This window comes from Nostoc foliaceum FACHB-393, from assembly GCF_014698505.1.
Lineage (GTDB): Bacteria > Cyanobacteriota > Cyanobacteriia > Cyanobacteriales > Nostocaceae > Nostoc > Nostoc foliaceum_A.
This window is the reverse complement of record NZ_JACJTD010000018.1, coordinates 78,798-92,526: the sequence shown is the minus strand read 5'-3', so window position 1 is coordinate 92,526 and position 13,729 is coordinate 78,798. Positions and strand designations below refer to the sequence as shown.

General features: G+C 42.2%; 12 protein-coding genes. 3 read left to right on the top strand and 9 right to left on the bottom strand.

Going from position 1 to position 13,729, the window contains the following annotated elements; translation table 11 throughout:
- Positions 1-44 precede the first annotated feature (44 nt).
- The gene (locus H6G92_RS16710) at positions 45-674 is read right to left on the bottom strand and encodes a sigma-70 family RNA polymerase sigma factor (protein WP_190894762.1); all 630 of its coding nucleotides are present in this window, start codon (positions 672-674) and stop codon (positions 45-47) included.
- A gap of 196 nt (positions 675-870) precedes the next feature.
- Here H6G92_RS16710 and H6G92_RS16705 point away from each other — a divergent pair, with 196 nt between their 5' ends.
- A complete protein-coding gene (locus H6G92_RS16705; protein WP_190735826.1) occupies positions 871-1,467 on the top strand; it encodes a glyoxalase-like domain protein in 597 nt (198 codons plus the stop codon).
- A 173-nt stretch (positions 1,468-1,640) separates the two neighbouring features.
- On the opposite strand, the gene H6G92_RS41145 is transcribed toward H6G92_RS16705, so the two are convergent.
- The 8 genes from H6G92_RS41145 to H6G92_RS16665 form a co-directional block, all read right to left on the bottom strand.
- Positions 1,641-1,787, bottom strand: a complete 147-nt coding sequence (locus H6G92_RS41145) for a sulfotransferase domain-containing protein (RefSeq protein ID WP_190894761.1) — start codon at positions 1,785-1,787, stop codon at positions 1,641-1,643.
- A 57-nt stretch (positions 1,788-1,844) separates the two neighbouring features.
- Positions 1,845-3,530 carry a lysine--tRNA ligase gene (gene lysS / locus H6G92_RS16695; protein ID WP_190894760.1) on the bottom strand — a complete coding sequence of 562 codons (1,686 nt, stop codon included), beginning with the start codon at positions 3,528-3,530 and terminating at the stop codon, positions 1,845-1,847.
- A gap of 428 nt (positions 3,531-3,958) precedes the next feature.
- Positions 3,959-4,381: a hypothetical protein gene (locus H6G92_RS16690; RefSeq protein WP_190894759.1), complete on the bottom strand. Its 423-nt coding sequence runs from the start codon at positions 4,379-4,381 to the stop codon at positions 3,959-3,961.
- Positions 4,382-4,648: 267 nt separating this feature from the next.
- Positions 4,649-5,083, bottom strand: coding sequence for an 8-oxo-dGTP diphosphatase MutT (gene mutT, locus H6G92_RS16685; RefSeq protein WP_190894758.1), 435 nt, complete (start codon positions 5,081-5,083; stop codon positions 4,649-4,651).
- A 454-nt stretch (positions 5,084-5,537) separates the two neighbouring features.
- The gene (locus H6G92_RS16680; protein WP_190894757.1) at positions 5,538-5,882 is read right to left on the bottom strand and encodes a DUF760 domain-containing protein; all 345 of its coding nucleotides are present in this window, start codon (positions 5,880-5,882) and stop codon (positions 5,538-5,540) included.
- A gap of 258 nt (positions 5,883-6,140) precedes the next feature.
- Positions 6,141-7,097: an RNA polymerase sigma factor, RpoD/SigA family gene (locus H6G92_RS16675; RefSeq protein WP_190894756.1), complete on the bottom strand. Its 957-nt coding sequence runs from the start codon at positions 7,095-7,097 to the stop codon at positions 6,141-6,143.
- A 597-nt stretch (positions 7,098-7,694) separates the two neighbouring features.
- Positions 7,695-10,961, bottom strand: coding sequence for a carbamoyl-phosphate synthase large subunit (carB, locus tag H6G92_RS16670; protein ID WP_190894755.1), 3,267 nt, complete (start codon positions 10,959-10,961; stop codon positions 7,695-7,697).
- Positions 10,962-11,519: 558 nt separating this feature from the next.
- Positions 11,520-12,074, bottom strand: a complete 555-nt coding sequence (locus H6G92_RS16665; protein ID WP_163934571.1) for a DNA starvation/stress protection protein DpsA — start codon at positions 12,072-12,074, stop codon at positions 11,520-11,522.
- Between the two features lie 441 nt (positions 12,075-12,515).
- Here H6G92_RS16665 and H6G92_RS16660 point away from each other — a divergent pair, with 441 nt between their 5' ends.
- A complete protein-coding gene (locus tag H6G92_RS16660) occupies positions 12,516-12,767 on the top strand; it encodes an Asr1405/Asl0597 family protein (RefSeq protein WP_190894754.1) in 252 nt (83 codons plus the stop codon).
- Between the two features lie 69 nt (positions 12,768-12,836).
- Positions 12,837-13,505 carry a (2Fe-2S) ferredoxin domain-containing protein gene (locus tag H6G92_RS16655; protein ID WP_190894753.1) on the top strand — a complete coding sequence of 223 codons (669 nt, stop codon included), beginning with the start codon at positions 12,837-12,839 and terminating at the stop codon, positions 13,503-13,505.
- Positions 13,506-13,729 lie beyond the last annotated feature (224 nt).

Here is a 13,729-nt window from a genome sequence, read left to right as displayed (position 1 = left end):
AGTTTTTAAATTGAAGACAGATACTATACGCATTTATACTTAAATCAAGATGGCGTTAAATCTTCTCCAAAGTATATAGTGCGGATATCTGTGGGTAATTTGTCCTCTAGCATACGATAGCCTTCCTGAAGAAAATTGGCTACTTCGTTAGGAGCGATCGCTTCTCCTTCAGCTTGCAGATAGGCAGCGATTCTAGTTTCGCTCCAGTGGAAAGTTTGAGCCATTAACACGATTAATCGCAAAACAGGTGGTAGTTGATCTAATGCTTGTTCTACATAGCACCATAGCGGCGGCGAAGTTGCTTGCAGAGAATAATGAATTGCTTCTGTGGGTGGTAGCTTAATCTCGTTAATACAGAAAGCTGTCATATTAATTAACCAATTTTGCATGGTTAAAGCTTCCTCGCCTGATTCAGAGTCTGTTAAATTTAGCCCACCAAGTTCGTAATAGATATGCCGCCAAGTGAGGGCAAACAGATAATCTGCTTGCACAGGCGATCGCGCCGAATGCCGAATTAAGGTATACACTATGGGACTATAGCGGCAAAAAATCACCGTAAAGTACTTTCCAGCATCTGGATTTTGCTGAAACAGAGTCAGTAGTTCATGGTCACTGTGATGGAACAGCGACTTCACCAGCGGGTGATTAGCTTCCGGGAAATGAGGAATTTGCATAAGCCTTTCGATTGATAGTTGTTAAAATAGTTTTGGGAATTGCACTCCCGTAGCTAATCGCATAATATCTTGGTGTTGCCCAGTTTGTAGCCCAAACTCAGACTACTTCAGTATTGATAAACTAGAAACAAAGACTTAATTTTAGTCTTTATCGACAATCATAAAATCGGCTCCCTTATAGAATCCTTATTTGTTCATGGTTATAGCAGTTAGTGTGATATCGTTCCTGCTCAGTCCCCTTACCTTAGGCTCCTTTCTGCCTTCCCTGCCCTTAGATAGCCTGTTCTCCACCCAAGGCATTATGGTGATGCTGCTAGCAGCTTACGCTGGTGCCATGTGGATGTTCCTTACCAGTGCGCCAAAAGTACACACTGTAATGGTGTCGGATTTGGAGATTGCCCGACAGTTGTATGAAGGGCTGCTAGATTTGCCAGCAGCTGAGGTGCCTTTGCACTACTACTACAACTACGAACAAACTATAGGCGCAACTGGGATTGATCCGCTATATATGTCTACTGGGCCGAGCTTATCTAGCAAAATGATGAATAATGCCAACGATGGACTGTGGTATCAATTAAAGAAAAACACCCAGCTACACGTTATTACTGGCGCGAGTTTAGGTAGCAAAAATCAGCAACGCCACGTTTGTTTTGATCACGACTGCCTGGAAATGATTTTAATGCGAGTCGAAGTGCGTGGTTTGAAATTCAAGATTCGCAACCAGAAGCCCCTGAATTTTTTAGTCAAGGATTATGAAGGGCGCGTTATTGAGGTGGCTGAGGTAGCGAATTAGTCATTAGATTTTAGATTATTTTAGGTTGGGTGGAGTGCGTAGATTGCCGCTGTAAGCATAACTCCACCCAATATTTTTTTATTAGCTAGGCGTAATTCAAAATAATCTACCAAGTATTGATAAATTCGCTCATTAACAGCAGGATAATTTCCCGCGTTCTACTTACCGTATTACTAAAGCTGATAGTGAGGAAGCCCTAGGAACTCAAAAGTTTTGTTAACTTTAAATGCGGGGTCTTTATATAAATTTTCACTTTCTAGGATAAGAAATTGTTCTTTAGGAAAGTACTCACAAGTATTGAAGAACCAAGATTGATCCATAAAAATGGTGCGTTAGGCAGCCATAACGCACCCGACTGTTGAATAGTACTTACTAGCTCAACTCAACTGTTCAAACTTAAATTTCCCTTTAATCAACTTGTTAAAGTATTGACCTTTAGATGGTGCATTATCTAAGTCATCCTTGATACTGGGAGGTACTTTGAAATACTCGTAAACACTTCCACTATCAAATTCAATAGTCAGTGTTTGAGTTTTTGGCTCATAGGTAAATTGCTTAATAACGCTGCCTTCAGGCTTGAGTAGCGGGAAGGCGATCGCATCCCGAATACTGGCACAATCAGTTAATAACATTACCAACCGATCAATCCCAATCCCTAAACCACCCGTAGGCGGCATACCGTATTCAAGGGCTGTCAAAAAGTCTTCATCTACACCTTGGGCTTCTAAGTCGCCAGCAGCTTTCCTTTCAGCTTGGGCTTCTAGGCGTTCTCTTTGATCGATGGGATCGGTAAGTTCTGAAAAGCTGTTCCCAGTTTCTCGCCCGACGATAAATAACTCAAATCTTTCCACCAAACCAGGTTGAGAACGGTGGGGTTTTGCTAAAGGCGAAATTTCTACAGGGTAATCAATTACAAAGGTAGGTTGAATTAAATTAGCTTCTACTTTCTCTTCAAAAGCTAAATTTAGTAACTTACCAATTGATTTAGCTTCATCTACACCAGGAATAGCTGCATTTTTACTTGCTGTTTTTGCTTCTTCCAATGTTTGGAAAGAATTGAAATCCAAGCCTGTAAATTCTTTAACTAAATCGTGCATTGTCACCCGTCGCCAAGGTGGTGTTAAATCTATAGGTTCCCCTTGGTAGGTGATTTGCAATGTGCCGAGTACATCTTGGGCGACAGTGGTAATAATTCCCTCAGTCAGCGCCATCATATCGTTGTAGTCGGCGTAGGCTTGGTAAATTTCAATCGTCGTAAATTCGGGATTGTGTCGAGTCGAAATTCCCTCATTGCGGAAAACCCGCCCTAATTCAAACACCTTTTCAAAACCACCCACAATCAACCGTTTGAGATGAAGTTCTGTGGCAATTCGCAGATACAACTCCATTTCTAGGGTGTTGTGGTAAGTGATAAATGGACGCGCATCTGCACCCCCAGTCTCACTTTGCAAAACTGGCGTTTCAATTTCCAGAAAATCTCGTTCTTCTAAATAACGGCGAATACCAGCAGTTATTTGGGCGCGACGGCGGAAAGTTTGCCGGACTTCCGGGTTAACAATCAAGTCAACGTAGCGCTGACGGTAGCGCTTGGCAACATCCGTTAATCCATGCCACTTGTCGGGTAGCGGCAACAGGGATTTAGTCAGGATAGTATATTGTTTAACGTAGACAGATAACTCGCCCTTTTCAGTCCGTTTAATAGTACCTTTAACTCCCAGGATGTCGCCTGCATCTGTGAGTTGTTTTAAGTGATTAAAGGCATCAGCATCAATATCTGCCATCCCTTCTTGGATGCGATTTTTATCCAAATAAAGCTGAATTGTGCCAGTTTCATCTTGCAAAGTGAAGAAAGCCAGTTTACCAAAAACGCGACGCGCCATAATGCGTCCAGCGATCGCAACTTCTAAATCAACTTCTTCACCACTGGCTAAATCGGCAAACTTTTCTTGCAACTGCGCTGCATGATGGGTAGATTCCCAACGATAGGCGTAGGGATTAGTCCCTAGCTGCTTGAGTTGTTCTACTTTCTCCAGCCTGGCGGCCCGGATATCTTCTTCCGACATGGTAACGAACTAAATAGGGCAAGATTAATTATAGATGCTGCAAAAGTTGAGAGTAAGAGATATTTGCACTTTTGCAGATGATGATATCCGCCTAAAAGTTATGAAACTAGAGTCAGCCTCTGGACTGTAAACGAATATCACCGGATGTTTGAGACGGTTATGATCACAGCCGATGAACGGGTGGAACTCATAGAAGGGCAAGTTATCCCCATAACCTCTACACATAGCAACAACGCTGTGTGCGTCTGAAATAATTTATTCTAGATGAAGATGCAACGTTCGTTATGCGTATTGGGCAATAGTAGGTGAGATACCTACAAGAAAAAGTGCGATCGCTTGATCGCATTTTATCAAAAAGGCTGTCAGAGAAAAGGCTATTGATATCTTCTATGACAAAAGCTCAAAATTTTACTCTACAAGTAAAACCTTTATTGCTGTACTATTTTGAGTGAATGCCTAGATGAGATTGCTTTGATTTTCAAGTTAGTAAATTGCACGATCGCCTTTACAAAATCTTGCTGTTCTGGTTGCAAATTCAGTTTTTCTAGGGCTTGATTGATATTATTACCAGCCCGAAGATTGTGATTAAGTTGGGCACGTTGCGACGTGCTTAAGACTGCCTCAATTTCCCTGTTTCTTCTCTGACGCACAGCCTGGAGTTGTTGGCTTTGTAGCGGAGTCAGGTTAATCTCCGACAACTTGGAGTAGCTAGCAGTTTTAGTTTGGGCGAAAATTACACCAGAAGTAGTATAGAGTTGAACGGGTGCAGCTAAGGCAATTCCCGGCATGAAAAGGACAAGAGCTAGAATAGCAGCTAACACAGAAAGCCGTTTTGTCAAGTGAATTGCCATATTGAGAAATGCCTACATCTAATTTAATCCTGAGATATAGTTAAGCAATTTTCAAGTCTTAACTTTGAATCTCGGATTTATCCTACCCCTAATACCATTTCCTTTAATAAGGATACTTAAAGGAAATGGTATAAGAGGACGGTAGTCCAGCTATAAAATATTATCCGCTTTGAGGGAATCCAAAAAAACTAAAGTGGTAAACTTTATCTATGCTTTTGTCGAGCAGATATCTCTATCAATGCGTAATTAGAGATTTATGTACTTTTTTTAAAAAATAAAATCTTTTGTCTCTTTAGACTGCTTCAGGGCAGCAATAATTTGAATATTTGCTTTAGGAAAACTAAACTGCTCCAGTTGTTCTAAGGTTACCCAGCGAATTTCATCTGATTCCAAAGGTTGGGGAACACCTGTAAGATGGCGGCAGTGATGTACTGTGAGGGTAACGCGCAAGTCTATATAGGAGTGGTCAATAGTAATCAGATGCTTTCCCACTTCAATTATTATTCCCAGTTCTTCGGAAATTTCGCGTTGAATACACTCTTGGATAGTTTCACCAGGCTCAATTTTGCCCCCAGGAAATTCCCACAAACCACCCATAGCTCCTTCTGGACGGCGGCGATCAATTAAAATTTGCTCTTGGGCGTTCCAAATTACTGCAACACCAATGATTTTATGGGGTGGGAAAAAACTGGTTTGACTCATAGTTGATTGAGAAGAGGGGGAGATGAAGAAGAGTAATAACTAATGATTAATAACAAAACTCGGCAGACTAGTTTTAACTCTGCCGAGTTTAGATTTATTGCAAAGGCCGTCTACCGCTATTAGTTTCTCCACAAATATGTATTAATCATTTAGCAATAAGCCTCTAGTTATAACTAATCAACAAATTACATCAGTCCATAGGTTACCACATTCAAAACTTTTGTGCTCCTCTGCGATAATCTTTGTGCTCCTATCCTGCGGGAAGGCGAATTGCCTATGCGTTTAAATTTGAATTTTAATTCGTCACTGCTTTAGATTTTAAAAAATTTTAGCTGATGCATGATTGGAAATTAGGGGCAAAGATTTCGCAGAGGCTTATTTTCACTTAGTATAGTCGTGACTGTGACTAGCTATCAGCCCAACAAGAATATTAAATTTCCCAAATTTTATATTTCTAGTCAATTTGGTTATTGTTGGTTTCAGTCCCTTGTAGGGCGATTTCAAAATTCATTCTCTGTTCAGCGTTACGCAAGAAATAACCACTAATCATAGCAGAAGCAAGAAGCCGGCCCAGACTTTCTCGACTGGTGGTTACAGTAACGCCAAAGTGTTCTGAAGGTAGGTTTCCCAATAGTCCTGTAATATTCCGTTCCATCACCTGAAAAACTTCAGTAGATGTAGGTTTGGATAGTTGGGTAACTGTCTCTGGACTCAAGGATTTAACGTACTGCCATAGTAAATCGCTAGTTTCTGATTCGCTATTGAAAAATTCTGAGACACGATTGGATGGATTACTCATTTTTTAGCTCCTTAACTACCACTGCTGGCTGCGGTGCTTGTGATTTGAACTTGTGATTTGAATATGAAATGCCTGTTTTGGATTAGACTTAGCTAGTTATTTTGTCTTCCTGTCAACTAATGTAACAGCCTAGCTTTCTGATGGAAGTAGGCGTAACCGTACCAAAGTCAGCGTATTTTCTCACCCTAATAAATAAAGTTAGGAGTGAGGAGTTTTTAATTAACTCCTCACTCCTACCTTTTAACTCCTAACTTTCTTCTAACTTGCCAAATACTCATCCATGTTGGCTTTAGACTTGCGAAGCTTGGTTAAGGCTTCCCGCTCAATTTGCCGAACTCGTTCCCGGCTGATGTTTAGGATTTCACCGATTCTAGCTAGCGTTAGGGCTTGTCCATCAGTTAAGCCAAAACGCAATGTGATCACTTCCCTTTGTTGTGGCGTGAGATCACCCATCAGGCGATCTAAGTCATAAGATAGGGAAGATTGCATGACAAACTCCTCTGGAGATGCTCCTGGATCTTCCAGCATTTCTCCCAGTTCGGTGTCGTAATTATCACCTAGCCGTAAATCCAAGGAAAGGGGCAAACGCGCCTTTTCTAGATATTCTCGTACTTGTTTGGGGGTCAATTCTAATTCTTCAGCTAGCTCACCAGCTGTAGGAGCGCGTCCCAACTTTTGAGACAATTGGCGCTGTGCCTTTTTAATTTTATTTAATTTTTCAGTAATATGGATAGGCAGCCGAATGGTGCGGGCTTTTTCGGCTATAGCACGGGTGATAGCTTGGCGAATCCACCAATAGGCATAGGTAGAAAATCTATACCCTTTGGTAGGGTCAAACTTTTCTACGCCCCGTTGCATACCAATACTACCTTCTTGGATCAAGTCCAGTAAATCGACGTTGCGCTTTATGTACTTTTTAGCAACGGAGACTACCAGCCGCAAATTGGCTTCTACCATCTTACGCTTGGCAATCTCACCATCAGCGATCGCTTCATTCAACTCTGCTGGTTCTAACTTTGTCGCTTCGGCCCACTCTTCTAGGGTCGGTTGACGACCTAACTGGGTGGCAAGAGATTCCCTTGATTCGTGCAAGGTGCAGGAACGTTGCACCTGCTTACCATAGAAAATCTCTTCCTCGTGGGTTAAGAGTGGCACACGGCCAATCTCACGCAGGTAAGTCCGCACGAGGTCTGTGGCTGTCTGAGCGGTCTTCATGGCGCTACTCTTTGGTAATGATGGGTTTGGCGGTAGGGTCATTAAGGTATAGATGCTTTGTTAGGGTACTAGCCAGTCAGTCTGGGAACCCATGCTATGGTTTGCAACTTACGCGCCCGAGAAACTCGGCTGCTCATAATAATCAAATTTAGGCTTCTTAACTGCTAAAAGTTACAGTTATTTCCTACTTTTCACAAGTATCTACAGTTAGATAAAAGGTAGCTTCTTAAACATTTTTCTATTGGAGCCTTATTAACAATTGTAACATTTATGAGAATATTTTGGCTATATGGCGACATTAAATTTCCTGGTTGTTCCAGTTCATACAATATCTACCTCTCTCTCAAGGCTGACTATTAGTCAATTTAAGAAATTATCTGGTTAACATAAGCTTCCTCATATTTGTTAAAATATCTCTAATGAGAACTATAGTCATTCTCTTATAACAATTACTTAATTTTTGCTGGGAATGGGGACTAGGGACTGGTGATTGGGTATTAGGTACTGGGGATTGGGAATTGGGCATTGGATATTAGGTATTGAGTATTTCAAAAACTTTTTTCTAGTCCCCAGTCCCCAGTTCCCACTCCCCACTCCCTACTTCCTCGCAATCGGGCAGTACTCTTGAATGGTTTTTACATCCAAAGTCGTATTTTGTAAAGAACGGATGGCGGCAACGGTAGCTTTTGCGCCAGCAATGGTAGTAATGATGGGAATTTTGTAAGCTAAGGCTGTGCGGCGGATTAACCTAGCATCAGTCTGGGCTTCTTCCCCGGAAGGAGTGTTGATAATAAGTTGGATTTTCTGGTTTTTGATTGCATCTAGGACGTGGGGACGACCTTCGTGGAGTTTTAACACTAATTCAACATTTAACCCTTGTTCGAGAAGAACTTTGCGTGTACCAAGGGTAGCCATCACTGTAAAGCCCAAATCGATAAATTCCTTCACCACGGCACCGGCAGCAGCTTTATCGCGATCGCTCATTGATACAAATACAGTTCCCGTCAGTGGTAAACGCTCTCCAGCACCCAATTCTGCTTTGGCAAAGGCCCGGCCAAAATCACTGTCAATCCCCATCACCTCACCAGTAGAGCGCATTTCTGGGCCCAATATTGTATCAGTTCCAGGGAATTTATTAAAGGGTAATACAGCTTCTTTTACAGCAATATGTGTGGGAATGACTTCCTCGGTGAAGCCTAGCTCCTCTAAGGTTTTACCCGACATAATTAAGGATGCTAATTTTGCCAATTGTACACCCGTTGCTTTAGATACAAAAGGCACTGTACGAGAGGCGCGGGGGTTAGCTTCCAGAATGTAAACTTGGGGAGAATAACTGCTTGCACCCACTACGGCAAATTGGATATTCATCAACCCCACGACTGACAGTGCTTGTGCTAGCTGCACTGTCCAAGTGCGAATTTGATTGAGAACTGCTGGTGAAAGGGAAATGGAAGGTAAAGAACAAGCTGAATCTCCTGAGTGAATTCCTGCTTGCTCAATGTGTTCCATAATGCCACCAATCACTACCCGTCCTGTATGATCGGCGATCGCATCTACATCGACTTCAATCGCATTTTCCAAAAACTTATCAATCAAAATCGGATGTTCTGGTTCCACTAATACCGCAAAGGTCATGTAGCGTTCCAACTCAGCATCGGAATAAACGATTTCCATCGCTCGTCCCCCCAAAACATAGCTGGGACGCACCACCACCGGATAACCAATGCGTTTGGCAACAATCAGCGCATCTTCGTAACTCCGCGCAATACCATTAGGCGGTTGGGCAATATTCAACTGTTGGAGAATCTTTTCAAATCGCTCCCGGTTTTCTGCCATGTCAATGGAATCTGGTGATGTACCCCAAATTTTAGTGATCAGTCCTGATGTGTCATTGTTAAGAAACTCTTGTAAAGGAATAGCCAACTTTAGCGGTGTTTGTCCGCCAAACTGGATAATTACCCCCACTGGATTTTCAGTTTCGATGATGTTAAGGACATCTTCTTTTGTTAAAGGCTCAAAGTAAAGGCGATCGCTAGTATCGTAGTCTGTCGAAACTGTCTCTGGGTTAGAGTTGACCATAATCGTCTCATACCCTGCTTTCTTCAAGGCATAGGCGGCGTGACAACAACAATAATCAAACTCAATTCCCTGCCCAATCCGGTTGGGGCCACCACCCAAAATCAACACTTTTGGCTTGGTTGCGGGCATTACCTCTGTTTCTTCTTCGTAGGCAGAATAATAGTAGGGAGTAAAGGCTTCAAACTCAGCGGCGCAAGTATCTACGGTTTTGTAAACTGGGATGATTCCTAGTGACTTGCGGTAGGCGCGAACTTCATCTTCGGTAGTTTTGGTGGCATAGGCAATCTGGCGATCGCTATATCCATCCCGCTTTACTTCATAAAGTTGCTCTTTTGTCAATTGCTGCAAGGGTGTCCGCTTGAGAAATTTCTCGACATCCAGCAGTTGCTGAAATTTATCTAAGAACCACGGGTCAATACCAGTCAGTTCGTAGATTTCCTCAGCACTAATTCCTAGTTGCAAGGCATGGCGCACGGAGAAAATGCGATCGGGGTTAGGTGTTCGCAATTGGGCGCGGATTTGTTCACCACTGGGTAATTTCTCGGCTTTGTCGCAACCCCAACCAGCGCGTCCGGTTTCGAGCGATCGCAGCGCCTTTTGGAAGGATTCGTTAAACGTCCGCCCAATTGCCATTGCTTCCCCGACTGATTTCATTTGGGTTGTCAGCACTGGATCGGAGCCGGGGAATTTTTCAAAGGCGAAGCGAGGGATTTTTGTTACTACATAGTCAATTGTTGGCTCAAAGGATGCGGGAGTTTTCTTGGTGATGTCATTTTTAATTTCATCCAGGGTGTAGCCCACAGCCAATTTTGCTGCCATTTTGGCGATGGGGAAACCCGTAGCTTTGGAAGACAAAGCCGAACTGCGAGAAACACGGGGGTTCATTTCAATTACAACTACATCTCCATTAACCGGATTGACGGCAAACTGGATATTAGAACCGCCAGTTTCCACACCTATCTCGCGGATGATTTTAATTGCCATATCCCGCAGCCTTTGATATTCTTTATCAGTGAGGGTTTGCGCGGGAGCGACGGTAATCGAGTCTCCGGTGTGGATGCCCATAGGATCAAGGTTTTCGATGGAGCAGATAATCACTACGTTATCTGCCAAATCACGCATCACTTCGAGTTCATATTCTTTCCAGCCGAGTAAAGATTGGTCAATGAGAATTTGCGAAACGGGGCTGGCATCTATACCTACCTGTGCCATTTCTTCAAATTCTTCTTGGTTGTAAGCAATACCGCCGCCACTTCCACCCATTGTGAAAGCTGGACGAATAATTAGGGGATAAGTACCAATTTGGCGGGCAACAGCTTTGGCTTCTTCCAAAGATTCGGCTGTGTCGCTGGGACATACAGCTACCCCAATCCTTGCCATTGCTTCACCAAAAAGTTTTCGATCTTCGGCTTTTTCGATGGCTGGTAGTTTAGCGCCGATTAACTCAACGCCGTACTTTTCCAACACCCCATTTTTCGCTAAAGCAACAGCGAGGTTGAGAGCGGTTTGTCCTCCCATTGTTGGTAGGAGAGCATCTGGGCGTTCTTTCTCAATGACTTTTTCGACCAATTCTGGAGTTAGCGGCTCAATGTAAGTGCGATCGGCCGTTTCCGGGTCGGTCATAATCGTTGCAGGGTTGGAGTTGACCAAAACCACTTCATAGCCTTCTTCTCGGAGCGCTTTGCAGGCTTGAGTGCCAGAGTAGTCAAACTCACAGGCTTGTCCAATCACAATTGGACCAGAGCCTAACAGTAGAATCTTCCGGAGGTCATCACGGCGGGGCATAGTCGTTGCCTTGGAGTACGAGAATACAAATCCTGATTATTTTAAGGGTCTTTACCCCCTGTCGTGCTTTTTATTATTAAGTTTTCTAAGTTTGATGACAAAGGGGAGTGGGTAGAGACACGATTAATCGCGTCTGTACAAAGCAGGGAGGCAGGGGGAGTAGGGAGGCAGGGGAAGAACTATTGATTCTTGACCAATGCCTTATACCTAATGATTATTTTGTATTTCTAATTTTATTTAATTGCGATGCTAAAATTCTTAAGGTTTTTGCGAATCTTTATTATTTAATTTAGTGAGATTTAGCAACAGATGGTGATTTATTCTGGCATATACTTTTTTGATGATTGAATATTAATAAATTTTTTAACTAAAAATATTTATTAACTATCTAATTGCCAAATATTTTCAATATTAAATATTATGAAAATATGTTTACTTAGATTAAAAATGGCAGAGAGATAAGGATTCCATTCTCTGCCATTTTTTATAATATTTTAAGAGTTAGTGCTGCTAACTTTTTCTTTCAGTCTAGCTAGACAAATCTAGATTATGAGAGTTTTAGCTTTGAGCAGCTTGGACAAATCCTAAAGTTAAGCTGTCTTTAGCGAGGAAGTGAGACAAATGATAAGCACGTTCCTCAGTTTTCAACAAAATCTTTTCGTACAGATAGCGTGTGCCCCGATCGCCTAAACTCTCTGCCTGAGCAGCTTGGCGGCGAATTACGCCAAGAATAGCTTGTTCTGCGGCTAAGTCATTTTCTACCATTTGGCGAGAGGAATATACACCTTCAGATTCTTGCTCAAAACAGGTTAATTCTGCTAGTTTGCTGAAGGTAGCTACTGGCACACCACCTAGTCCATCCAAACGTTCTCCAATTTCATGGATGTGGTCTTGTACTTGGTTGTAGCTTTCGTTAAAAAACTCATGCAGAGAGTAAAATTCTGAACCTTCAACTACAAAATGATGCTTTTGGTACTGCAAGTATAGTGCTTGGAAACTAGCTAATACAACGTTAAATCCTTCTGTGACTGGAGCTGTTACGCTGTGATCCAGCAACACAGGATTGTCATATACATTACCAAAATTACGTAACAAAGTTTGCGTTTCAGACATTGCGTTCCTCTCTTTTTAACAGTTATAGATTTTAACTGCTTATTCCTTACATATTAACATTTTAACAATAATAACAAGCCGATTCGCCATCACAAGATTTTGTATTTTTGCTTACTAAAAGTCTCAAGTTTATTGTTTGCTAGATGATGCCACACTCATCAAGTTGCATAAAATTCTCATTATTATTGACATGCAAGCTTAAATGTGCATATTTCTCAACGGGAACAGGGAGAGAAAATTTTATCTTGTCCTCTTTGCGTCCCTCATCCCCCTCTCAATATGGAATGGCTGCAAAAAGTTGATTTTTTTTCCAAAGTTACTGAGAATTCTTTGCACTTAAGGTATGCTGGTTTTAAGAGGTTACACTCCTCAGACTCTCAAAAAGCAGAGAGTTAAATCGCGGTAGTTACTGCAAGTTTGTTGCACTTGAGGGCAATTCTCTTGAAATCGTTTAGTTCAGAAATAGAAAGCAAGCACCTTGTAGAGGTGAATTGGGCAGACCGCTGGCAAGTCTATCAACGCCTAAAGGAGTTAGACATTCCCTGTAGTTGTACGGCTAACCAGCCCTTAAAAGTTGAAATTGGCTCTCCTATGGCAGCTGTTCAACTTTGGAGTGTGATACGGCGATTAGCAGCCTCCCGTCAAGACCAGATTTGGACTCTTGAGTGTTGCTGGAAAAGTCGCTACCAATAGTTCTAATCTTTAGTTGTTGCTGAGAATATCTCGCTTGATAGCTTGTATTAGTTAAAAGGAGGTTAAAAAATGGGTGCATCTCACAATATGGAAGTATCACAATTTTGTCTTGAAGGCAGGTTTATAAATTTTGTTATTAAAGATGGCTATAAGTTGAAAGGTTTATTGCTGGGTACTCATGAGGGTGAATGCTACGTTAAACTCGCTAAACATTTACGGGCTGCTTTTGACTTGCGGCTACCAGCAGGTACTTGGCTACAAGTTGTTGGTTATAAAGAACACGATATAAAAAAAGACAAAGTTACACTGAAGGCTGAACGTGTGATGGCGGCGCGTTCTGAAATGGCGACAGTTCAAACTATCGCTGCACCACAAGAACCCCCATCGATTGATAATGTCAAGGTAAAGCCAGCTAAGACTAAAGCCACGATTTTGGTGTGTCAAAAGTCTGATTGTATGAAACGCGGTGGTAAAGGAGTTTGTCAGGCGTTAGAGGCGGCTTTAAGCGATCGCGGTTTAGAAGACCAAGTTACAATCAAGGGCACTGGTTGCATGAAAAACTGCAAAGCTGGGCCAAACCTAGTTATGCCAGATAAAACGCGCCATAGCCGAATTCAAGCTGCACAAATCCCCGCACTAATGAATCAGCATTTTGGTGATAAGAGTTTATCAGCGCAGCCTGAGAATTTAAGGGAAGTGGCGATATATAATGGCAAGGTTTGGGGAAAGAATTCATAAAATCTTGACATTTCAATGAAAAAGCTTCATAATACCTTCTCAAGTGTGTTCCATTAATACTCGGCATTAGACTTTTGCCAAGTATTTGCAAGAGTTTTGAATTAAGCGATCGCCTACGGTTTGTCATAAGCAAGGCAAAGTAGTAGTTGCGATCGCTTAATATTTGTATGCAATTGGGTTTAGCGATGCCTGCGGCGGGCTACGCCTACAGCCTTTCATGAGAA

Bases quoted from the DNA above. Each gene is read 5' to 3' on its own strand.
- H6G92_RS16710 (WP_190894762.1), bottom strand. From the start codon at position 674: ATGCAAATTCCTCATTTCCCGGAAGCTAATCACCCGCTGGTGAAGTCG.
- H6G92_RS16705 (WP_190735826.1), top strand. From the start codon at position 871: ATGGTTATAGCAGTTAGTGTGATATCGTTCCTGCTCAGTCCCCTTACC.
- H6G92_RS41145 (WP_190894761.1), bottom strand. From the start codon at position 1,787: ATGGATCAATCTTGGTTCTTCAATACTTGTGAGTACTTTCCTAAAGAA.
- lysS (WP_190894760.1), bottom strand. From the start codon at position 3,530: ATGTCGGAAGAAGATATCCGGGCCGCCAGGCTGGAGAAAGTAGAACAA.
- H6G92_RS16690 (WP_190894759.1), bottom strand. From the start codon at position 4,381: ATGGCAATTCACTTGACAAAACGGCTTTCTGTGTTAGCTGCTATTCTA.
- mutT (WP_190894758.1), bottom strand. From the start codon at position 5,083: ATGAGTCAAACCAGTTTTTTCCCACCCCATAAAATCATTGGTGTTGCA.
- H6G92_RS16680 (WP_190894757.1), bottom strand. From the start codon at position 5,882: ATGAGTAATCCATCCAATCGTGTCTCAGAATTTTTCAATAGCGAATCA.
- H6G92_RS16675 (WP_190894756.1), bottom strand. From the start codon at position 7,097: ATGAAGACCGCTCAGACAGCCACAGACCTCGTGCGGACTTACCTGCGT.
- carB (WP_190894755.1), bottom strand. From the start codon at position 10,961: ATGCCCCGCCGTGATGACCTCCGGAAGATTCTACTGTTAGGCTCTGGT.
- H6G92_RS16665 (WP_163934571.1), bottom strand. From the start codon at position 12,074: ATGTCTGAAACGCAAACTTTGTTACGTAATTTTGGTAATGTATATGAC.
- H6G92_RS16655 (WP_190894753.1), top strand. From the start codon at position 12,837: ATGGGTGCATCTCACAATATGGAAGTATCACAATTTTGTCTTGAAGGC.